We start from the raw sequence: 21,279 nt of genomic DNA, 5'->3' as shown, positions 1-21,279 counted from the left end.
AGCCCAAGCATGGTCAAGACGCCGAAGGTGCGACATTCGAAGAGCCGCCGCGAGCCGGTGACGATCGAGCTCGAGCCCGGCGCCGTATCGCGAATCAGCGACGAGGATGCCGCCAACTCCGGGCCTGATCTGGCGCGCACCGATGAGGCCAAGGCCGAAGAAGCCGCCGCCGCCTCGCAGCCGGAAGCTCCGGAAGAGCCCATGCATGCCGAGCAGGCCGACATCGAGCCGTGGGAACACGCCGATGCGGCGCGAGCCGGAAACACCGAGGCCGAGGCCAAGAGCAAGGACGAGGCGGATGCGCCCTATCCCGGCGGCTCCGACGCAGCCGAGAGCGAGGCGAAGCGGTCCGACTACGATTTCGAGGACGCGTCGACGGCCAAGACCAGCTCTGGCACCGCGGCGCCGAGGGCCAGTGAGCCACGGAGCGACGAGCGCATCGCCACGCCGCCCCGGCGCGGCGTCGGCACCATAGCTGCGGGGATTGTCGGTGGCGTCATTGCGCTGGCCGGGGCCGGCCTGCTGCAGGCGGTCGGCCTGCTCGGCGCGCCGGTTTCCGGCGGAGCCCCGCTCGACAGCGTCAATGGCGAGATCGCTTCGCTGAAAAGCGAGGTCGCGGCGCTGAAGCAAGCGGGCGACAGCGGCGCTTCCGCCAAGGTCGATGACCTGGCATCGGCATTGGAGCAGATGAAGTCGGATGTCGCGTCGCTCAAATCCTCGGCCGGACAGGGCAGCGACGGTACGGCGCTCAAGACGCTCAGCGACAAGGTCGGCCAGATCGATACGGCCGTTGCCGATTTGCAGAAGGCCGGCAACGCCGCCCCTGCCGATCTCGGACCGCTCAACGAGAAGATTGCCGGGCTCGATGCGCTGGTGAAGTCCGCCGGCGAGGCGGCCAAGGCCGAGGAAGGCCGGATCGCGGCGCTGGAGCAATCGGTGTCGCAGCTCTCGGGCAAGGTCGAGGCGCAGGCCTCGCAGCCGAAGATCGCGCTCGCCATCGCAGCCTCGGCGCTGAAGGCGGCACTCGATCGCGGCGCGCCATTCGCAACCGAGCTCGACACCTTCGCGGCCATCGCGCCCGATGCTCCCGAGATCGCGGCCCTGCGGTCCTATGCCGAGAAGGGCGTGCCGACCCGGGCCACGATCGCCTCGGAAGTCGATGCGGCCGCCAGCGCCATGGTCGAGGCGGCGACGCCGGTCGACCCGGATGCCGGCCTCTTCCAGAGCCTGGTGTCGAGCGCGAAATCGCTGGTCAAGGTGCGGCCGGTGGGCGCCGTCGAAGGCAAGGGCGTCCCCGAAACCGTGGCGCGGATCGAAGTCGCGGTGAACCAGGGCGACTACGCCAAGGCACTCAGCGAATACGATACCCTGCCGGACACGGCGAAGACGGCGGGCGCCGATTTTGCGAGCAAACTCAAGGCACGGCTCGAGGTCGAAAAGCAGCTCGATGCGCTGATTGCCGGCGCGATGAAGGCGTGAGGACCGATAGATGATTCGCATGCTCATCTTTCTCGCCGTCGTCTTCGCGCTCGGGCTTGGCTTTGCCTGGCTGGCCGATCGCCCGGGCGAGATGCTCATCACCTTCAACGGCTATAATTACACGGTCTCGCTGATGGTGGCGGCGGTGGCGATCGTCGCCGTCGTCGCCGCGGTGATGATCGTCTGGTGGCTGCTCAAATCGCTGTGGAACAGTCCCTACACGATCTCGCGCTATTTCCGGGTGCGACGCCGCGACCGCGGCTACCAGGCGCTGTCGACCGGCATGATCGCTGCCGGCGCCGGCGATGGGGCGCTGGCTCGGAAGAAGACCAAGGAAGCGGCCAAACTGATCCGATCCGATCAGGAGCCGCTGATCAACCTGCTCGACGCGCAGGCCTCGCTGCTCGAAGGCGACCATGAGGGCGCGCGCGAGAAGTTCGAGCGCATGCTCGACGATCCGGAGATGCGGCTGCTCGGGCTGCGCGGACTTTATCTCGAGGCCGAACGGCTGGGCGACCGCAACGCAGCGCGCCACTATGCCGGCCGCGCCGCTGCCGTGGCGCCGCAGCTCGCCTGGGCGGCGGAATCGACGCTCGAGGAGCTGACCGAGCGCGGCGACTGGGACGGCGCGCTGAAGCTGGTCGAGGCGCAGAAATCGACAAGGCAGATCGAGCGCGACGCGGCCAACCGGCGCCGCGCCGTGCTGCTCACCGCCAAGGCGCAGGCGCTCGTCGACAGCGATCCGAATGCCGCGAGGACTGCCGCCGTCGAAGCCAACAGGCTGGCGCCTGATTTCGTGCCCGCCGCGGTCATCGCGGCCAATCTGCTGCTCAAGCAGAACGACGTGCGCAAGGGCGCCAGGATCCTGGAGGCCGCCTGGAGGGCCGAGCCGCATCCGGACATCGCCGAGCTCTACACCCATGCAAGACCCGGCGACGCGGTGCTCGATCGCTTGAACCGGGCAAAGAAGCTGCAGGAGATGAAGCGGAACCATGCCGAGTCGTCGATGGCGGTGGCGCGCGCCGCGCTCGAGGCGCAGGACTTCGCCACCGCCCGGCGCGAGGCGGAGGCCGCGATCCGCATCGATCGCCGCGAGGGCGCCTATCTGCTGCTCGCCGACATCGAGGAGGCGGAGACCGGCGACCAGGGCAAGGTACGGCAGTTGCTGTCGAAGGCGGTGCGTGCGCCGCGCGATCCGGCCTGGGTTGCCGATGGGGTGGTTTCCGAACGCTGGGCGCCGGTGTCGCCGGTGACCGGCAAGCTCGACGCCTTCACCTGGCGCGCGCCGATGGAGCGGCTCGGGCAGCTGATCGACAGTCATGAGGACGCCGCGATGCCGGCGATTGCCGTTTCCGCGCCGTCCGTGCCGGTCGAGGAGCGGCCAATCGACCTTGCTCCGGACGAGAAACAGCCGGTCGCAACCTCGGCCGATGGCGAGAAGGACGTCACGGCGGCGCCGGAGGACGAAACCGAAGCCGTCGAACAGGCGTCCGAGCTGCCGCGGCTGCCGGACGACCCGGGTGTCACGCCCGAAGACGAAGCGGAAAAATCGCCGCGCCGGTTTCGTTTGTTTTGAGGTTCGGGCAACATCCGGCCGAAGGGAATGATCTAGATGTTCGAACGGGTGCTGTCGTTCCTGAGGGACCTGCCTGTTGCCGGCGGCGGGAGCAAGCCGAGCGCCGACGATCCGCGCGTGGCGGCCTCGGCCCTGCTCTACCATGTGATGAGTGCCGACGGCGTGCGCCAGGATGTCGAATGGGAAAAGTTCAAGACGGTGCTGGCCGAGACCTATTCGGTCAGCGGCGCGGAACTCGACGCGCTGGCGGCCGCGGGCGAGCGCGCCGACAACGAGGCGATCGACCTCTATGCTTTCACCAGCGTGCTCAAGCGGCATCTCGACGCCGATGCGCGCAAGGCTTTTGTCGGGCTGATGTGGGAAATCGTCTATGCCGACGGCGAACTGCATGAGCTTGAGGACAACACGGTCTGGCGTGTTGCCGAACTGATCGGTGTCGAGCGCCGCGATCGCATCGAGGCGAGGCAGCAGGCGGCAGCCGAGGCGCCGGGCGCGCGCGGCACATCGAGCGACGAATAAGCGGGCGCCCTCCCTCCATGCCACCTGCCCGGAGACCGAAAGTCCTGATCGTGCTGCATCAGGAGACCTCGAGTCCGGGCCGCGTCGGCCACATGCTTCTGGAAGAAGGTTTCGACCTCGACATCCGCCGGCCGCCGCTCGGCGACGAATTGCCCGGCACTCTGGACGGCCATGCCGGCGCGGTCGTCTTCGGCGGGCCGATGAGCGCCAATGACGGGGACGAGTTCGTTCGCCGCGAGACCGACTGGCTGAAAATCCCGCTCAAGGAAAATCGGCCCTTCCTCGGCATCTGCCTTGGCGCGCAGATGCTGGCCAATCATCTCGGCGGCAAGGTCGAGGGCCATGGCGAGGGCCTGGTCGAGATCGGCTGGTATCCGCTCAAGGCGACAGACGCCGGCAAGCAGCTGCTGCACTGGCCGGAGATGGTCTACCAGTTTCATCGCGAGGGCTTTTCGCTGCCGAAGGACGCGACGCTGCTCGCGACCGCCGAAACCTATCCCAACCAGGCTTTTCGCTATGGCGACAATGCCTGGGGCATCCAGTTTCACGGCGAGCTGACACGGCTGATGATGCAGCGCTGGGTGGTGCGCGGCGCGCATCGTTTCGAGCTGCCCGGCGCGCAGCCCGGCCGCGACCATCTCGGCGGCCGGCTGATCTGGGACATGCATCTGAAGCGCTGGCTGGGTGAATTTTTGGGCCTGATCTTTGGCAAGCCGGCGGTGGGATAGAGCCAAAGTCTGAACGGTCGGTTTTGACCGAAGATGGCTTACGTCTGCCGAGGCGTGCACGACCGCTTTGCGCCTTATCTCGGTCATCAAAGTCATCCCGACCGCCCACCAAAAGCGGTCACAGCTGGTGTCAACGCCAAGGAGAGTTTGCGCCGTGAGGATCTCTCTCATAACGATGTCAGCATCGGCTTTTTCCAGCCCTTGCCACCGATCAAGTGTTTTGTGGACAGCATCGCACTTTGCTAATATTGCCGTCACTGCACTCGGCGAGGAATTCGCAGCATGTCGGAGAGGAGTCCGGTCGCGTTGCCGGCGGCGCCGGTGGCAACAGGTTTTCTGGGCGGCAACGGCAACAATCCGTCCGAAGCCCGGCATGAGCGTCGAATCCTGACCGCGCTTTGCTACGACCTGGTCGGATCGACTGACCTTCTTGCTATCCTGGACATCGAAGAGTTCGAGGAACTGATATCAGCCTTCCAGCGGGCGACGAGACAGGCAGTCGCGTCATGCTCGGGTGCCGTCCAGGTTGAGGTCGGCGATGGCGGCGTTGCTTTGTTTCCTGCCGAAATAGACGCCAAGGACGCGGCATCGCTGGCGATCCGGGCAGGGCTCGAAATCATCGACGCCTGCAGGCACGTCGGCTCGGACAAAGGCCGCGCCGATTTGCATGTCCGAGTCGGAATCGCGACATCGATGACCCTGATCCACAAGGGTGACGCCGATACCGGTCACGACAATGTCACCGGGCCGGCCTTCGCGATGGCCACGCGGCTCCAGGCCATCGCGCAGCCGGACACGGTGGTGGTCTCGGACGCGACGCGCAACCTGGCGCGACGGTCGCATGTGTTCAGCTTTAGGGGCGCCCATGCGATCAAGGGGTTTGCCGAGCCGGAGCTGGTCTGGCGCGCGCTCAGTCACAAGCGCGAGGTCGACCGCTTCTTCGCCTTCGGGCGGCTGAGCAGTCCGCTCATCGATCGCGAGGCCGAGCTCGCCACGATCGCCGAAGCATGGGACAGCGCCATTGCGGGAAACGGCGGCGTGGTGGTGATCGAGGGCGAGGCGGGGATCGGCAAGTCGCGCATTCTTCACGAAGTGCGCCGGCGCACGCGTCACCAGCGCGCGAAACTGCTGTTCTTCCAGTGCACGCCCGCCGGCTCGCGCTCGGCGCTGCATCCGCTGCTGCAGAACGTACGCGGCGATCTCGCCGGCAACGAAGGACAGCTGAGCGCTGCCGCCGTGGCGGAAGCATTCCGCGATAATGACGTCCGCGATCCTGAAATCATCGATATCTTTTCGTTCCTGCTCGGCGCAGCGGGAGCCGATCCGATGCTCAAGGAGATCGACGCCGAGGCGATGCGCGCGAAAGCCAATTGGGCGGTTCGCCACGCGCTCGAAGCCCTGTGCGCCAGCGGGCCGATTATCCTGGTGGTCGAGGACATCCATTGGATCGATCTGACGTCGAGACAATTGTTGGCTGAACTCGCACAGGCGGCCCGTCACTTCCGGGCGCTTGTCATCGCGACCACGCGCCCTGAATCCGGGAGCTGGCTGGCAGCATCGAATCCAAGGCATATCTCGCTAAATCCGCTCAATCGCGAGCAAACGCGGCTGGCGATCGCGGCCATGTGGCCGCAAGGCAAGCCGTCAACTTCCTCGGAATTGCTCGACGTGGTGGAACGCGTGACCGGAGGCGTCCCGCTGTTCATCGAAGAAATCTGCCAGTGGATGACCGAGAACGCGGCCTCAGCAACGGATCGGCTGGCGCAGACCGAGACGCGCAGTCATGCCTCGGTGTTCGAAAGCGTGATCGAGGCCAGGCTCGAAACGCTGGGGCCGGCACGCGAAGTCGCGCGCGCTGCGGCCGTCGCGGGCAATCGCTTCAATCAGGAATTGCTGCACGCGCTGTTGCCGGAGCTCGACGACGAAATCATCGCAAACGCGCTGGATTTGCTGAGTGAGGCCGGGTTCCTGATCCGTGTGCGGCCTTCCGGCGCTCCGGTCTACGGCGTGCGCCATGCGCTTATCCAGGAGACGATCTACAACGCAACGCTGCGCAAGAGACGGCAGGCCTTGCATCGCCGCCTGTTTGCCGCGGTGAGCCGCAATCGAAACCTGGCCGGGTGGCTGGGCACCGCCGAGGTCGCCGAGCATGCAGAGCGCGCAGGCCTTCTGGAGGACGCGATCGCTCAGTTCGTGATCGCAGGCACGGAAAGCTCGTCCCGCTCGGCGATGGCGGAAGCGAGGCAGATACTAGAGCATGCATTGGCGCTCTGCGGGCGCGTTGCGGCAGCCGACACGCGAGACGCGCTGCGGCTATCGGCAATGATCGTGCTCGGTCCCATCCTGACCGCTGTCGAAGGTCCGAACTCGGCGCCCGCCCGCAAATTATACGAGGACGGCGTGGTGATCGCCCGGCGGCGGCCGGTGGCCGAGCGGGCCAAGTGGTTCCCGATCTACTGGGGCTGGTGGTTTACGGATACCGTCATGGACGGCGAGCGCGCGGAGGTCGTGCTCAGCGATCTCAGGGATGTCGAGGATGCCGAAGTGCAACTCCAGGCCAGGCATTGCGTGTGGGCAATCGACTTCAATCTTGGCCGCCACGACCGCTGCATCGCGGCCGTCGACGCCGGACTGTCGCTCTATGAGCACGGCCAGGGCAAAGCCCATGCTGCGTTGTTCGGCGGGCATGATGCGAGGGTCTGCGGGCTCGCCCACCGCGCCTTGTCAATGTGGTTCGTCGGAAAGCCGGCAAGCGCGCTCCATTCGATGTCGGAAGCTAGGAGCTGGGCGCAGCAAACCGGACATGCCAGCAGCATAGCGCATGCCTACCTCAACGAGGCGATGCTGCATTGCTATCGCCGCGATTTTTCGATGCTGCGAAGCGTGATAGCGGATCTGCGCCACTTGACCGGGCGTCATCATATGCCCGCCCTCGCCGCCGCAGTGCAGATCTTCGAAGGCTGGTGCGACGGCAACGCCGGCCAGGTCGAGGGCGGCAGGGATAAAATGCGGCAGGGCCTCGGCCTCCATGGGGAGTTCCAGACGCCTGAGGACGAACCGGTCTATTGCGGCATGCTGGCGGAGCTTTTGACAAGAACTGCCGAGGTCGATGAGGCGCTCGCTCTGCTGGACTCGGCCGTGGCGCAGGCCAAGGCCGGCGGCAGCCGCTTCTGGCTGGCAGAACTCTACAGGCGAAGAGCGGAGCTACTCCTTCTCCAGGGCGATGCGAACGCGAACGTAGTCGCTGCCCTCGAAAAGAGCATCGCCATAGCCGCGGAGCAAGGCGCCGTGCCTTTCCTCGTCAGTACATACGAAAGCCTTCAATCATCAGGCCTGTCACCTGAACTGTCGTCACGCTATCGCGATCGGGTCGAACGTGCGAAATCCGCTCTCGAGCCGGGCGCCTCGCTGATCGTCAATCCCGAACCGGCTGTTCGGCGCTAGCTGACCCTGCAAGAGCATCCGCTATGCTGGAGCGATACAAACGCCTCGGTCCGCCGCCCGACGAGGCGCTGGCGAGGCTGATGAAGATGCGCGGAGGCCTTGGCATTACGCGGATCGCCGACATTACCGGACTCGACCAACTCGGGATCCCGGTCGTGCAGGTGACAAGACCTTTCTCGCTCTCCAACGCGGTCGCGCAAGGCAAGGGCGCCACGCTGGCGCAAGCCGCGATATCGGCCATGCTGGAATCGGCCGAGACCTTCTTTGCAGAGCAGGTGGCGAATTTCGACATAGTCGTCGGCTCCGCCGATCAATTGCGCATCCCGCCCGGTCGTTTCGAAAGGCATCTCCAGGGGGGCGCCGCGCCCGGATGGCGCGGTAGGGACACGGCGTGGGTAGCCGCGGATAATCTTCTTACCGGCAGCCGCGACCTGGTCCCGTTCGAGCTCGCGCACACCGCGTATGTGTTGCCGTCCCTGCCCCACGACGGCATTTTCGCGGCATCGACGAGCGGTTTGGCGGCAGGCTTCGAGGAGCCGGATGCCATCGTTCATGGCATGCTTGAATGCATCGAACGCGATGCGATCGCCACGGCATACCGGACCCACGGTTTTTTCCACCGTCAACGCATCGATCCCGAGACGATCGATGATCCGTCGCTCCGCGATCTCCTGGAAACTTTGGCGGCCAAGAACGTGCTGGTCGGCCTTTGGCAGGCTTTGTCGCCGTTGGGCATCCCGGTGGTGTGGTGTCATCTGCTGGAAGACGAACCGACGGAAACCGTCCATTTGGATCATCCGGCTGATGGCTCGGCTGCGGGTTTCAGTTTTGCCGGCGCGGCGGCGCACGCCATCTACGAAGCGGCCCAGGCCCGTCTAGCGGCGATCTCGGGCGCACGCGATGACCTGACACGCGCGTCCTATCCGAAATACCCCGATCGGCAGATGATCGCAGCGCATCGCCGGCTCCTCCGCGATGGACCGCGCAGCGTGGATTTGCGCGCGGTGACCGAGCAGAGGTTCAACACGGCGTCGGACGGGCTGTCGGTCCTCTTGGCAATTCTCGAAGAGAGAGGGTTCGATGCGGTTCACCTGGTCCGGGTGCGAACGCGACCGTTCGATGCCCTGTCGGTTGTCAGGATCGTCATTCCTGCCTTGCAGCCGCTTTTGCAGGGGTAGAGATTATGCGCCCGAAACTCGTCTTCACCGGCCCTACCGTGTCCCATGCCGACGCATTGAAGGTCGTCGATGCGGTATGCCTTCCGCCCGCCGTGCAAGGCTCGATCGTTTCGGCCGTGCAGCATTTCGACCCGAGTGCGATCCTTATCATAGACGGCGGTTTTCAGGCTGAGCCGGCGGTTCGGCACAAGGAAATCCTGTGGGCTCTCAGCCGCGGCATCCATGTCGTCGGCGCGGCCAGCATGGGTGCCCTTCGAGCAGCCGAGCTGTTCCCCCATATGCAAGGCGTCGGGCTTATCTACCGATGGTATCGTCGCTTCGCCTTTGCACCCGACGACGCAGTAGCGGTATTGCATGGACCGGCCGAGGTGAATTTCGCTCAATTGACGCATGCGCTGATTGACCTGCGCCGGACCCTTCGCGCCGCTTGCCGGCGCGGCGTGATTTCACCCGAACAGCAGGCGAGGCTCGAGAGTGCGGCACAGGCCTTCAACTTTCGCGAACGCACCCTGGCACGGATGGTCCGGGATGCGCACGACGACAAGGACGACGTCGGGAGATTGTGCAGGGAGCTCGGCGCGGCTTTCGTCCAGCAAAAAAAGCAAGATGCCCTGCGGGCACTCGAACTTTTGCGGGACCAAGCATTTGAAAAAGCACACCCCATGCCGGAATTGCAGCTAACCTCCGCCTTTTCCAAGGATATGGACGATGCGGGGCTGGCGCTCTAGGCCGTGACCTCTTGGCGGCCGGCGATTTACGCAACGTAAGCGCCGTGATAGCGTGCTAGCGTCAGAGGGGGCCAAGCAATTGGACGCGGTCGATCGTGTCGTTGCGCAAGATCGGTTTCTGGGAACGCGGTTCCTAGTCTACCCGCAGGTCCCTCATCTTTCGGGTTACGGAACACCCGAAACAGTATGGATTTCAACTCCACCCGATCTGATCCGCTCCGGCCCGGAAGATCACCGCATCTACGTTCGCGATCCGCTCCTCGACAAGGAGCCTTACGACTACCCTTATCTGCCACCGTTTGTCGGGGAAATCTTTCCGCCTGCAGAGGCTGGCTTTGACGGCCATTTCGATCAGCTTTCCCTAACCTCGCGACAGTTCCTTTCTGCGCACGCTTTCGCCTCGGTCAGCCGCGTGCTGGACATCTGGGAAAGCTACCTCGGCAAACCGATTGTCTGGTATTTTGCCGAGACGTACGAGCGGCTCGAAATCATCCCCTTCGTCGACTGGGAGAACGCGCAATCGGGCTATGGCTATCTGGAACTCGGCCGAGAGCGCGGCATCGACGGAGGCAAGTATCCCTATGCGCTCAACTTTGATGTGATCGCACATGAGGTCGGCCACGCAATCTTGTTTTCGTTGTTCGGGACACCAGCCGGCGCCCTGACTCAAGGCGATTTCGGACCGTTCCACGAAGCCTGCTCGGATCTGGTCTCGCTCTTGTCCTTCCTGAATTTCGACAGCGGCATGGACCGGCTGCTGCGGCACTGCGACGGCAACCTGCTTGTTCTCAATGAATTGAACCGGATTGCCGAATTGACTGGCGATCGGCAGATCCGCCTCGCCAGCAACGCACGCCGTATGTCGGAGGTGACGGCGGAAATCCATGACAGGTCACGGCCGTTCACGGGAGCTGTGTTCGACACGATCGTCGACATCTACCACGCGGCATTGGTGCACGAGGGCTTGGCCGACGAGCGGCTGCTGGGGATCGATATCAAGGGTCTCGACCAATCCGACATGCAGCGCATCTCGGATTTCACGTCCCGCGCCTTCCACGCTCGGCCCTTCATGTTCAAGAGCATGCTGATCAGAGCAAGGGACGAGGTGGCTCTCGCACTTGCTCAGGCATGGCCACGCCTCGATGCGGATGACCTGTCGTTCGAAAAGGCCGCGGCGTTGGTGGTGGACGCCAGCGATCGCGTCGCGCCGATGCTCGCGGAAAAATTCGATGAGAACTTCAGCTGGCGGGAGATCTTGTGAACTGAAGGATGCAGCAAAAAGGAGCGAGGAACATGAGCGACGACTATCACCGACCGACACTAACGTTTCCATCAGGCGCTTACAACGCAACACAGGTCAGGCTCTATGGCTTGGGGGCGGAAATTGGACTCAGCGTGCCCGGTGCGCCAGCACCCTTTGGGGACACCGGCATGTATGTCGAAACCGCGCCTGGGGCATCCATCACTGACGAGCAACGTGTCAACGCACTTGACGTGTTGGAGAAATATAACAGCAACAAAGGCCGCCAAGATATATTAAATGGAATTATTCCATTCCCAGAAATACCAATCAGAGTCTCTTATCATTTCAAGATCGACCTGAAGAATTTTGGAACTGCGATCCTTTCCACGGTAGGAAGTACATTCATGCTCGGATCATCTCCAGAACAGAAAACATCGTGCGGAATAATCGTCGGTTATGCCTATGAGGGACATACCTACGATTTGCCAAAGCCCAAGATAATGATCATCCCGGCGTTTCCGGAGCCCAAGATACCAGCGGACGATTCGGAATTTGACGCGAAGGAACCTGAAGGCTACGCGGTTTGGCTCGTTGATAAGCTCGACGAATGTGTGGAGTTGGAGATGAACCAAGGCTTTGTCGAACAGATCGTCCTCGAGGCGAACCTTCCAGGCAAACGTTCACCGACGATGTACGCATCCAAGATGACGATCGGACACCGTGGCGGAAAGCTGAACGACTAGTCTCTCATGTTCCCTGTCAGGGTTGAAGGCATGAAGGCTCGCCTGCTTTGCAGGTTTGCCATGCAACGACTGTGTCCGCTTTCCTAATGCTGCCGCCCGAAACCGGACAGGCAGGAGGCGGCCCCATGTCAGCCGTTGTCGGCGCAAGCTGACTAGGCCTGAGTGTCGGATCCCTGCGGCTTGATCGGGCGCTCATTCATTTCCGGCTGTTCAGATGCCGCCCCCGCCGTTGCGCCGGGGATAGATGGACCCACAATCCTGCGAGCGCTACGGCGCCGAAGCCGCCGACCACCACGGCAGGAATAGTGCCGATGAGCGCAGCCAACGTGCCGGCTCAGAATTCACCGACCTCGTTCGGTATCGACGGAACCGCAATCTGTGCTAAGGGGCCGCCCAATCAACCAAAGGACGACAGCTGTGAGCGAACTGACCGTGGCCGAGGCGATCGAAAATATCTACGCCTCACTCCGAGCGGACAATGCCGACATCGATGCCCATATCGCGACACTCAAGGCAGCGCTGGCACGAGAGGGGAAAAAGCAGGCGGTGTTCGATCCGACCAAGTTGGCGCAGAACAATCGCGCCGGGCGCAAATTGATGCAGGCCTATTTTCGGCAGCGGGGCGTCAGCGTGAGTTTTTCGGAGTAGATCTGCTCGCGCCTCTAACTCGTTCATCGACGGTGCAGCTTGATTGGCCGAGGCGCGAACGACAGGGGTCTGCGCCTCACATCGATCATTCCGGAGGTCGGTCCGCTCTCAGAAACCAGACATCGGCGGGGTTGAGCCGCACCCCTTTCGCGCGAGCAGGCGTTGTTCCCACTCGATCACCTCGAATTGCCTGCCATGAAAAGAAATGGGTAAGTTCGAACCTCCCTGTTTCGCCCCTACATTGTTTTGAGATCAGTCCTTCACTAGGTTTGCTGCATCGTAGAATGGCTACGTTCACGGGAAGGGCCTCGAAGTGCGTCTCATCCTTTTGTTGTCGTTTCTCACTTCTCTAGCATCGTCGACCCTTCTGGCAAAAGAGGTCTATCACAACGTGGCCAGCCGTGATTCGTTGATTCGCGCCAACATACTCGGCAGCATGATGAACGCGCTGACGCTACACAAAGAATTTGACGACAAATGCAATTTGGTTCCACTGATAGATATTAAGGCATTTGAAAATTACTACAAAAATCTGACTTGGAGCCTTAGCCCTTCAGATCTCGCTCTGGTACAAAAAACCTACCTCGACGCTCAAAGCACCTGGAGAGCTAAAGACGGTGGGATACCTGGAATAGAGTGTGATGACCTTAGCGCCGAAATTCTAGATTTCGATATTGGAACTCCGAATCCCCGCCAAGAGATGCTAAGTCTACTCAATGCGACGCCGCGTGGCAGTTCACAATACAGAATCTACGCAGCAGCGGTGGCATGGGGTGGATATCTCGGGGCTTCCATAACCTGTCCAGACTACTCTGTCAGTTCGGTCGCCGTGAATAAGATCCAAGAAAGCAATAGGGACGAGTTTCGGGTTCCGTACCTATTGGCTAGGCTGGCCGCCGCCAAAGCACCGCCTAGTTGTCGAGATATAGCGCCTTTCGCACGGGATGGCGGGGTCTACCGCGCCAGAAGCAAGTGAGAAGAACTGCGCTTATCAATTGCGGCTGTTCAAGTGCCTTACCTGCCGCAGCGCCGGGAACAGCCAGGCCCAGAGGCCGGCGACGGCGATGGCGCCGACGCCGCCGATGACCACTGCGGGCACGGTGCCGATTAGCGCCGCCATGGTGCCGGCGCGGAACTCGCCGACCTCGTTGGAGGCGCCGACGAAGACCCCGTTGACGGCGCTGACGCGTCCGCGCACCTCATCCGGCGTCCAGAGCTGGATCAGCGTCTCGCGGATATAGACGCTGAACATGTCGGTGGCGCCGAGCAAGGCCAGCGACACGATCGACAGCCAGGTGATGGTCGAGAGGCCGAAAAGCACTATCGAAGCGCCGTACAAGGCGACGAAGCCCAGCATGATCCTGCCGGCATGGTCGCGGAGCGGATGGCCGGCGAGCCAGACCGCCACGGCGATGGCGCCGATCCCGGGCGCCGAGCGCAGCAGGCCGAGACCCCAGGGGCCGAGTTCGAGAATGTCGCGCGCATAAACCGGCAGCAGCGCTGTGGCGCCGGATAGAAGCACGGCGAAGAGGTCTAGCGAGATGGCGCCGAGCACGATCTTCTCACTCCAGATGTAGCGGAAGCCGGCAAACAGCGTCTCAAGCGTCGGCTTGTCGGTGGCGGTCTGCTGGGCGGGCTTGGGAATGGCGAAGACGAGCAAGGCAGCCACCAGCATCAGAATGGTGGCGGTGCCATAGGCGATTTCCGCCGAAAGGCCGTAGAGCAGCCCGCCGGCGACCGGGCCGACGATGGTCGCCGTCTGCCAGGCGGACGAGTTCCAGGCGATCGCGTTGGCGAAATCCTCCTGCGGCACCAGATTGGCAAACAGCGAGGACGAAGCCGGCCCGTAGAAGGCGCGGGCAATGCCGAACATGGCGAGCACGACGAAGATCGGTAGCGGGCTGGTCAGGCCGCGGAGCGTCAAGAACAGAAGCGCCAGCGCGCAGGCACCCTCGACCAGCGACGACAGTGTCATGATCAGGCGTCGGCCGAAGCGGTCGGCGACCACGCCGGTGGCCAGCACCAGAAGCAGCGACGGCAGGAACTGGACGATGCCGACAATGCCGAGGTCGAAGGGGTTGCGCGTCAGGTCGTAGACCTGCCAGCCGACGGCGACGGACACGATCATGGTCGCGAAAGTGGTGAGGAAGCGCGCCGTCCAGTAGCTGAGGAAAGGTCTATGCCGGAAAGCGGCGTAGCGCTGGTCGGGTGAAGTAGCTTCGGCGGTCATTGTTCAAGGGCCCCGTTATGGCATCGGCCGGCGGGGCACTTCCACGATGGGCGCTGGTCCGGCCAGAACCCTTTAGCCCAGTTCGTGCTGCCGTGCGCGCAAAAAATCCGCGCTGGATCAACGAAAGGCGGAGTCGTCGTTCGCAAGGCAACAGACCAGTCCCTGGGAGCCGCGAGATGACTACCAGCTCGTCGATCTGCCTCCCGAGGCACGGGTGTGTCCAAGCCACAAAAGCGCGAAGGCCTGCCGATCTCGTCGGCAGGCCTCCAGAAAAAATTGCACGGACCCTGAAGTGGCTCAGGCGGATGCCTTGGCTTTCCTGCCCCTGGCGGGCTTGACCGGCTCGGGTTCCGCTGCCTTGCGGCCGAGGCCGATGGACTTGGCGAGCTCCGAGCGCGACGCTGCATAGTTCGGCGCGACCATCGGATAGTCGGCCGGCAGGCCCCACTTGGTTCGGTAGGCCTCGGGCGTCAGTCCGAAATGGACGTCGATGTGGCGCTTGAGCGATTTGAACTTCTTCCCGTCCTCGAGGCAGATGATGTAGTCCGGCGTCACCGATCGTTTTGGATTGACGGCGGGGGTCGGCGGCGGCGCGGGCGGCGCCGACGGCTTGCCGAGGGCGGTCAGCGAGGCGTTGACGCTGGCGATGAGGTCACTCAGACCGGCAGCGGGCAGCTGGTTCTTCTCGACATAGGCCGACACGATGTGAGCGGTCAGCCCGAGCAGGTCGATTTCCTTGCGATTGTTGGTGTCGTCCTCGGCCACGTCATACCTCCGTCAGTGCCGCAACGCCGCGAAAATCGTTCTCGACTTTCGAAAGGCGCGATTGTGGAAGCGCTACTTGTTCTCGCGTGTCCAGGATGGCGCGAGGTGCTGCAGGCTGGCGACTTCCTAGTCGGCAAATCTGCATGATGCAACGTTGCGCGACGCTATTACACGTTATTTTGAACAATTATACTGATTCGTCACAGATCAGACGATCAATGCCTTGTCGCGCCACAGTCGAAATCCGCCTTCGAACGCGCGTGTGTTGTCGCCGCGCCGGGATTTTGCCGGCAATTCGTCGAGCTTGTCGACGTTGCCGCCGCCAATGACCACGTAGTCTGGCTGCAGGGCGGCGCGAAGCCTGTCGACGACGTCGAAGACATGTTTGCGCCATTTCTTCTTGCCGTGCTTGTCCAGGCCGCGTTCGCCGACATAGTCTTCGAAGCTGCCGCCCTTTCGATAGGGGAGGTGGGCGAGTTCCATCGGCTGGCCGACATTCTCGAGGATCATCGCCGCGCCGAGCCCGGTGCCGAGCCCCAAAAACAGCATGCGCCCGCCTTCATAGCTGCCGATAGCCTGCATCAGCGCGTCGTTGACGACCTTTACCGGCTTGCCGAAGGCGGCGCCAAAATCGAAGCCGTCCCAGCCCTTGCCAAGATTGAAGGGATCGCGCGAAGGCTTGTTGTCCCTGACCGGACCAGGATAGCCCATCGCGATCAGGTCATAGTCCAGCCCCTCGGCGAGTTCGTTCACCGAGGCGACCACCCGCCGCGGCGTCAGGCCCGGTCCGGAATCGGCGCGGCGCATCTCGCCGCCGCCGCTGGCGAGGATCTTCACATGCGAGCCGCCGACATCGATCGTGAGCACGACCTGCCCGCTATTCGCCGGGGCCGGCGTCCTCGTCCTGGGCATTTCTCGTCCTCCGCTCAATTCGACGGATTGATCCAGCCATTGGGCGGGCCGAAGCCGTTCATGGCATCGGCCGGCCCCCAGGTCTTCGGCGCGTAGACCGGCGGCGGCGTGGTGTCGCCAAGCACCGGGCCGACGATGCGCCAGGCAAGCTCGGCCGCGTCCTGGCGGGTGAACAACTGGCCGTTGCCGTTCATGGCGTCGCCGATCAGCCGCTCGTAGGGCGGCATGTCGCCTTTGCTGTCGTCGAGCGCGGTCAGTTCCACCTGCTCGCCGATCATGTCGTCGCCGGCCCGCTTGCGCTGGGCGCCGATCGAGATCGCCACCTGCGGGTCGATGCGGAAGCGGACATAGTTGGCATCGTCCGGATCGATCGGATCGAAGACGTCGAGCGGCGGCCGTTTCAGCCGCACAATCACTTCGGTCGCGTGCACCGGCATGTTCTTGCCGGCGCGGATAAAGAAGGGAACGTCCCGCCAGCGCCAGGTGTCGACGAAGAAGCGCACCGCGGCGAAGGTCTCGACCGGCGAGTTGGGCGCCACGCCCGGCTCCGCGAGATAGCCGTCGAACTGGCCGCGCACGACATCGGCCTTGGTCAAGGTGCGGATGGCGCGTAGCACCTGCACCTTCTCGTCGATCAGGTCGTCGGCCGAGCGGCCGACCGGCGGCTCCATGGCAAGCAGCAAAAGAATGTTGAGCAGGTGGTTCTCGATCACGTCGCGGATGCAGCCGACGCCGTCATAGAAGCGGCCGCGTCCCTCGACGCCGAAATCCTCGGCCATGGTGATCTGCACGCTTTCGACGAAATTGCGGTTCCAGATCGGCTCGAGGAAGGAATTGGCGAAGCGGAAATAGAGCAGGTTCTGGATCGCTTCCTTGCCGAGATAGTGGTCGATGCGGAAGATCGACTGTTCGTCGAACACCAGATGCAGCACGCGGTTCAGCCAGCGCGCCGACTGCAGGTCGTGGCCGAAGGGTTTTTCCACCATCAGCCTCGCGCCACGCGCGGTGCCCGACTGCTCCAGGCCCTGGACCACGGTCTCGAACATGTTCGGCGGCACCGCCATGTAATGCAGCGGCCGCTGCGCAGAGCCGAGCGTCGCTTTCAGCTTCTCGAAGGTGGCGCCGTCGCGGTAATCGCCGCTGACATAGCGCAGCAGCGAAGCGAGCTTGGCGAAGACCTTCTCATCGACGCTGCCAAGCGTGTTGGCGATGCCGTCGCGGGCACGCTCCACCAGCTTGGCGAGTTCCCAGGGGTCGAAGGCGACGCCGATCACCGGCTCGGTGAGCGTCCCCTTGGCGACCATCTGGTAGAGCGCTGGAAAGATCTTCTTGTGGGCGAGATCGCCGGTGGCGCCGAAAAGCACCAGCGTGTCGGAGCGTTCCTGGCTCATCGCCTCTGCACTCCCTTCATGCGCCGCCCTTCGGCTTCTCGACATGGCCGCCGAAAGCGTAGCGCATGGCGGACAAAAGCTTGTCAGCGAAGGCGGATTCGCCCTGCGAGGAAAAGCGGTCGAACAGCGCCGAGGACAGCACCGGCGCAGGCACGCCGGTGTCGATCGCCGCCTTCAGCGTCCAGCGGCCTTCGCCGGAATCGGAAACGCGGCCGCCGAACTGTGTAAGCCCCGGGTCGTTCTTCAGAGCGCCCGCCGTCAAGTCGAGCAGCCAGGAGCCGATGACGCTGCCGTGCCGCCAGACCTCGGCGACAGCGGGCAGGTCGATGTCGAACTGGTAATATTGCGGATTTTCCAGCGGACTGGTCTCGGCGTCGGCCGTCCGCGGCCGCTTGCCGGCATTCGCCGATTTCAGGATGTTGATGCCCTCGGCATAGGCGGCCATGACGCCGTATTCGATGCCGTTGTGCACCATCTTGACGAAATGGCCGGCGCCGCTCGGGCCGCAATGCAGGTAGCCGAAGGGCGCGGTGCCGGCATCCTTCGGGGGACTGGCGCCTGCGTCGGCGCCGGGAGCCAGCGTTGCGAAGACCGGATCGAGATGACGCACCGCCTCGTCGGGGCCGCCGATCATCAGGCAATAGCCGCGGTCGAGGCCCCAGACGCCGCCGCTGGTGCCGACATCGACGAAGTTGATGCCCTTGGCGGCGAGCTTGGCGGCCTGGTCGACCGCGTCGTGGTAATAGGAATTGCCGCCGTCGATGACGATGTCGCCGGGTTCCATCAGCGCCGCCACCTCACCGACGATCCTGCCGGTGATCGCCGCCGGCAGCATCAGCCAGGCACTGCGCGGCTTGCTGAGCTTGCCGATGAACTCCTCCATCGAGGCCGTGCCGATGGCGCCGTCCTTGACCAGGCCGGCAACACTCGCCGGGTTGATGTCGTAGACGACGCATTCGTGGCCGTCGCGGATCAGGCGCCGCACCATGTTGGCGCCCATCCTGCCCAGTCCCATCATTCCGATCTGCATGGTGTCACCCAGTCGTTCGAGGAAAGGAAAGCTCCTGGCCATACTCGTTGATCATGATCTTGTCCTAAAACCGCTTCCCACTTTTTGCTGCGCTGACCTTTGGTTCGGGATCATGATCGAGCATCGATGCCGACAGTGAAGTCGACATTCTCCCAACGGTGGCTGTCGGGCCAGAAAAAAGTGAAGACGATGGTCGATCCCGGCGGCAGACCGGCTGTCTGCAAATCCACCAGATGGACGCCGAAGGCGTTTTGGGTGGTCCTGTCATCCCGTACCGTCAGCCATTTGTCACTGCTCCAGTGCACCACGCCGGGCGCCGAGAGTTCGACGCGCAGCACCTTGCCGGCGGGGAGAGAGCGGATCTTGTTGTTGAAGCGCCATGATCTGAAGAGCGAGATGATCTCGCCCTTGATGTAACGCTCGACGCCTTGCGGCGGCATGTCGAATACGGCGCCGTCGCGCAGCGAGCGCAGCAGCTTGATGTGCTCGGAATGCGCCCAGACCAGCGGCATGGCGCTGCCTGACGGGGCACCCAGGTGCAACTCGCGCGCCGGCATGTCGGGCCCGTCCCAGACCTGTTCGGGCAGAAGGCCGCCGAGGCCGGCCGAGCGCTCGAAGGTCTCGAGCAATTCGGCGGCCTGTTCGGGCCGTCCCGCCGCCAGCTCATAGTGGGCGCGCTCGCCGGTGAGCAGCGGCCATGGCCGGCCTCTGCCGGTGCCGTCGAAGGGTGCGCCGTCCTCATGCTCGCCATAGCCGTCGCCGCTGTAGCGGTACCAGACCGGCCCTTGCGGCAAGTCGCAGCGCAGCGAGGCGTCGATGGCCTTGACCGTATTCAGGATGCGCGGATCGTGCGCCGCCCTCAGACCGAAGCGGACAAGCGCCAGCGCATCGGGACTGATGATGGCGTCGGCCGGCTTTTCGGTGTCGCCCGGCGGTCGGTTCTTGATCGGCACAAAGCCGTCCTTGGGCGAAGCGGCGCCGGCCTCGTCGGGCGGCGCGATGCGCACGTAATAGCCGTCGATGCCTTCGCGGAGGCAAAGGTCCGTGCCGCCGACATAGGTCCAGCGCTCGATCTGGTCGTTCCAGCAATCGGCGGTCTCACGCAAATAGTTCGCCGGCTCACTTTTGCCGAGCGCGTCCAGCATGTCCGCGGCGGCGAGCAGCGCCGCGATCTCGACCGCAAGCGTGAACGGGCTGTAGCCGGCGTCCTCCTCCCAGCGATCCTCGCCGGTGACAGGACCGTTGCGCACGACATAGGAGGCCGCGCTCTCGATCATGGGCAGGAAATCGGCGAGCGCCGCGCGCGCAAGATGGCCGGCGCGGCGCAGGGCATCGGCAAGCAGCAGCGGAAAGGCGCACTCGTCCATCTGGATGCCGCGCCAATAGGCGGTGCCGTCGGACCAGGCATTCTGCGGCCAATGGCCGTCCGGCTGCTGGATGGAGCGCAGATAGCTCAGGATCTGCAGCGCCTGCCTGGCGTCGCCGGCGGCGAGGAAACCGCCCGCCGTCTCGACCAGGTCGCGCGGCCAGATCAGATGATAGCCGCCAAGATCGTCGTCGCCCTTGCTGAAGCCCCAGGGAATCGACAGGCTGGCGACCGCGGCTCCCGGCCTGGCGACCGACAGGTGCGTGGCCAGCACCGCCGTGCTGACGCGGTAGGTGTTCAATCCCGAGGCTGCGCGCCTGTCCAGCTTCTCCAGCCCTGCCTGAAATCTCCGCCAGTTCGCGACATAGGCCTCGGCTGCGGCATCGAAGCCCTGCTCCAGGCTGGCGAGGGCCATGTCGGCGGCCTCTTGCGGCCAGGCGCCGAAACCGAGCGCCAGCAAGGCCGTGGTCTTGCCGGCGGAGAAGCCGATCTCGCCGGCCAGCGCCACATTGCCGTCCTCCGCCCGTTGGCATGCGGGGTCGAGCACGCCATGCTTCTGAAGCTGCTGCCAGCCGTCGGAGAAGCCGACATAGCCGGCCGCGCAGGCGCGCCAGGGCAGCGAAGCGGCGAGCGCAATGGAGACCCCGCGGCCCGATGCAAACAGCATCTGCGCGCCCTTGTGCTCTCCGATCCAGGCGGTGTTGCCCATGCCGGCATTGACGAGGTGGGGAGCCAGCAATGCGTAGACGCGATAGTCGCCGGGCGCGCCCTTCAGCGGGACGAAGGTGAGCTCCTGCAGCAGGACTGGCCGTTTCGGATCCGTAATGATCTGTTTTTCGATGCGGTAAGCGCCGTCGCCGGCGGTGTTGGTCAGCCGGTAACCGGGAATGCCGTCCTCGAAGGCTTCGATGGTGTGCTTGGTGTCGCGCTTCTCTTCAGAAAAATGGCCGTTCGGGCCGGTGACGATCAGGCCGAGGTCACGCGTGCAGGCACTGTCGAGGCGCGGGTAGTAGAGCTCGTTCAATATGCCGTGGCTGATGGTGAACCAGACGCGGCTGGCGGGCGAAAGCGCGGTGCCGACGCCGCTCTTGGCACTCGACGTCCAGCGCGCCGGGATTCCCGGAGCGCCCTGGGCAACAGTCGGCGTCACTGCCATGCATTGGTCTCCTGCCGCCGTTCCTAAACCAGGAGCCGCAGGCTTTTCAATCATCGCACCGCAAGTTGATCGGCCCATCGCCCATCAGCTGTCGTTGACAGCCGCGCCGGCAAGCGTCCACTATTTCGCTCCCAGGGAGGGCC

18 protein-coding genes and 1 pseudogene are annotated in these 21,279 nt (G+C 63.8%); 12 read left to right on the top strand and 7 right to left on the bottom strand.

What is annotated here, in order from left to right:
- Nucleotides 1-9: 9 nt before the first annotated feature.
- The 10 genes from EN818_RS19595 (at nt 10) to EN818_RS19550 (ending at nt 11,638) form a co-directional block, all read left to right on the top strand.
- A complete protein-coding gene (locus tag EN818_RS19595) occupies nt 10-1,479 on the top strand; it encodes a mitofilin family membrane protein (RefSeq protein WP_095804832.1) in 1,470 nt (489 codons plus the stop codon).
- Nucleotides 1,480-1,489: 10 nt separating this feature from the next.
- Nucleotides 1,490-3,055, top strand: a complete 1,566-nt coding sequence (locus EN818_RS19590) for a heme biosynthesis protein HemY (protein ID WP_095804831.1) — start codon at nt 1,490-1,492, stop codon at nt 3,053-3,055.
- Between the two features lie 36 nt (nt 3,056-3,091).
- Nucleotides 3,092-3,574 carry a TerB family tellurite resistance protein gene (locus EN818_RS19585; RefSeq protein WP_095804830.1) on the top strand — a complete coding sequence of 161 codons (483 nt, stop codon included), beginning with the start codon at nt 3,092-3,094 and terminating at the stop codon, nt 3,572-3,574.
- 17 nt (nt 3,575-3,591) lie between these two features.
- Nucleotides 3,592-4,302 carry a glutamine amidotransferase gene (locus EN818_RS19580; protein ID WP_095804829.1) on the top strand — a complete coding sequence of 237 codons (711 nt, stop codon included), beginning with the start codon at nt 3,592-3,594 and terminating at the stop codon, nt 4,300-4,302.
- A 33-nt stretch (nt 4,303-4,335) separates the two neighbouring features.
- Nucleotides 4,336-4,548 carry a hypothetical protein gene (locus tag EN818_RS19575; protein WP_129553623.1) on the top strand — a complete coding sequence of 71 codons (213 nt, stop codon included), beginning with the start codon at nt 4,336-4,338 and terminating at the stop codon, nt 4,546-4,548.
- Between the two features lie 36 nt (nt 4,549-4,584).
- Nucleotides 4,585-7,746: an AAA family ATPase gene (locus EN818_RS19570; RefSeq protein ID WP_095804828.1), complete on the top strand. Its 3,162-nt coding sequence runs from the start codon at nt 4,585-4,587 to the stop codon at nt 7,744-7,746.
- 23 nt (nt 7,747-7,769) lie between these two features.
- On the top strand, nt 7,770-8,924 hold the full coding sequence (locus EN818_RS19565) for a YcaO-like family protein (RefSeq protein WP_095804827.1): 1,155 nt from the start codon (nt 7,770-7,772) through the stop codon (nt 8,922-8,924).
- 5 nt (nt 8,925-8,929) lie between these two features.
- Nucleotides 8,930-9,652: a TfuA-like protein gene (locus EN818_RS19560; RefSeq protein ID WP_095804826.1), complete on the top strand. Its 723-nt coding sequence runs from the start codon at nt 8,930-8,932 to the stop codon at nt 9,650-9,652.
- A gap of 79 nt (nt 9,653-9,731) precedes the next feature.
- Complete coding sequence (locus EN818_RS19555) at nt 9,732-10,913, top strand: hypothetical protein (RefSeq protein ID WP_165349954.1); 1,182 nt, start codon at nt 9,732-9,734, stop codon at nt 10,911-10,913.
- 32 nt (nt 10,914-10,945) lie between these two features.
- Complete coding sequence (locus EN818_RS19550; protein WP_129553624.1) at nt 10,946-11,638, top strand: hypothetical protein; 693 nt, start codon at nt 10,946-10,948, stop codon at nt 11,636-11,638.
- A gap of 196 nt (nt 11,639-11,834) precedes the next feature.
- Here EN818_RS19550 and EN818_RS33700 read toward each other — a convergent pair.
- Nucleotides 11,835-11,993, bottom strand: a pseudogene (locus EN818_RS33700) (MFS transporter); the annotation flags it as partial.
- A 62-nt stretch (nt 11,994-12,055) separates the two neighbouring features.
- Here EN818_RS33700 and EN818_RS19540 point away from each other — a divergent pair.
- Nucleotides 12,056-12,286, top strand: coding sequence for a hypothetical protein (locus EN818_RS19540; RefSeq protein ID WP_095804823.1), 231 nt, complete (start codon nt 12,056-12,058; stop codon nt 12,284-12,286).
- A 313-nt stretch (nt 12,287-12,599) separates the two neighbouring features.
- Nucleotides 12,600-13,262 (top strand): hypothetical protein, encoded by a 663-nt coding sequence (locus tag EN818_RS19535; RefSeq protein WP_129553625.1) that lies wholly within the window; start codon nt 12,600-12,602, stop codon nt 13,260-13,262.
- Between the two features lie 15 nt (nt 13,263-13,277).
- On the opposite strand, the gene EN818_RS19530 is transcribed toward EN818_RS19535, so the two are convergent.
- From EN818_RS19530 to EN818_RS19505, 6 genes are all read right to left on the bottom strand, one after another.
- A complete protein-coding gene (locus tag EN818_RS19530; protein WP_135905066.1) occupies nt 13,278-14,516 on the bottom strand; it encodes an MFS transporter in 1,239 nt (412 codons plus the stop codon).
- A gap of 297 nt (nt 14,517-14,813) precedes the next feature.
- Entirely contained in the window at nt 14,814-15,281 is a 468-nt protein-coding gene (locus EN818_RS19525; protein WP_135905064.1) for a MucR family transcriptional regulator, read from the bottom strand.
- Between the two features lie 207 nt (nt 15,282-15,488).
- Nucleotides 15,489-16,193, bottom strand: coding sequence for an ROK family protein (locus tag EN818_RS19520; RefSeq protein ID WP_095804820.1), 705 nt, complete (start codon nt 16,191-16,193; stop codon nt 15,489-15,491).
- A 14-nt stretch (nt 16,194-16,207) separates the two neighbouring features.
- Nucleotides 16,208-17,584 carry a glucose-6-phosphate dehydrogenase gene (gene zwf, locus EN818_RS19515; RefSeq protein WP_095804819.1) on the bottom strand — a complete coding sequence of 459 codons (1,377 nt, stop codon included), beginning with the start codon at nt 17,582-17,584 and terminating at the stop codon, nt 16,208-16,210.
- A 16-nt stretch (nt 17,585-17,600) separates the two neighbouring features.
- Complete coding sequence (gnd, locus tag EN818_RS19510) at nt 17,601-18,614, bottom strand: phosphogluconate dehydrogenase (NAD(+)-dependent, decarboxylating) (protein ID WP_095804818.1); 1,014 nt, start codon at nt 18,612-18,614, stop codon at nt 17,601-17,603.
- Between the two features lie 110 nt (nt 18,615-18,724).
- Nucleotides 18,725-21,136, bottom strand: a complete 2,412-nt coding sequence (locus EN818_RS19505; protein ID WP_095804817.1) for a glucan 1,4-alpha-glucosidase — start codon at nt 21,134-21,136, stop codon at nt 18,725-18,727.
- Between the last annotated feature and the right edge of the window lie 143 nt (nt 21,137-21,279).

Origin of the sequence: Mesorhizobium sp. M3A.F.Ca.ET.175.01.1.1 (genome assembly GCF_004791945.1) — a bacterium.
Lineage (GTDB): Bacteria > Pseudomonadota > Alphaproteobacteria > Rhizobiales > Rhizobiaceae > Mesorhizobium.
Note: the sequence above shows the minus strand (reverse complement) of the source record. Positions and strands in the feature narration are given on the sequence as shown.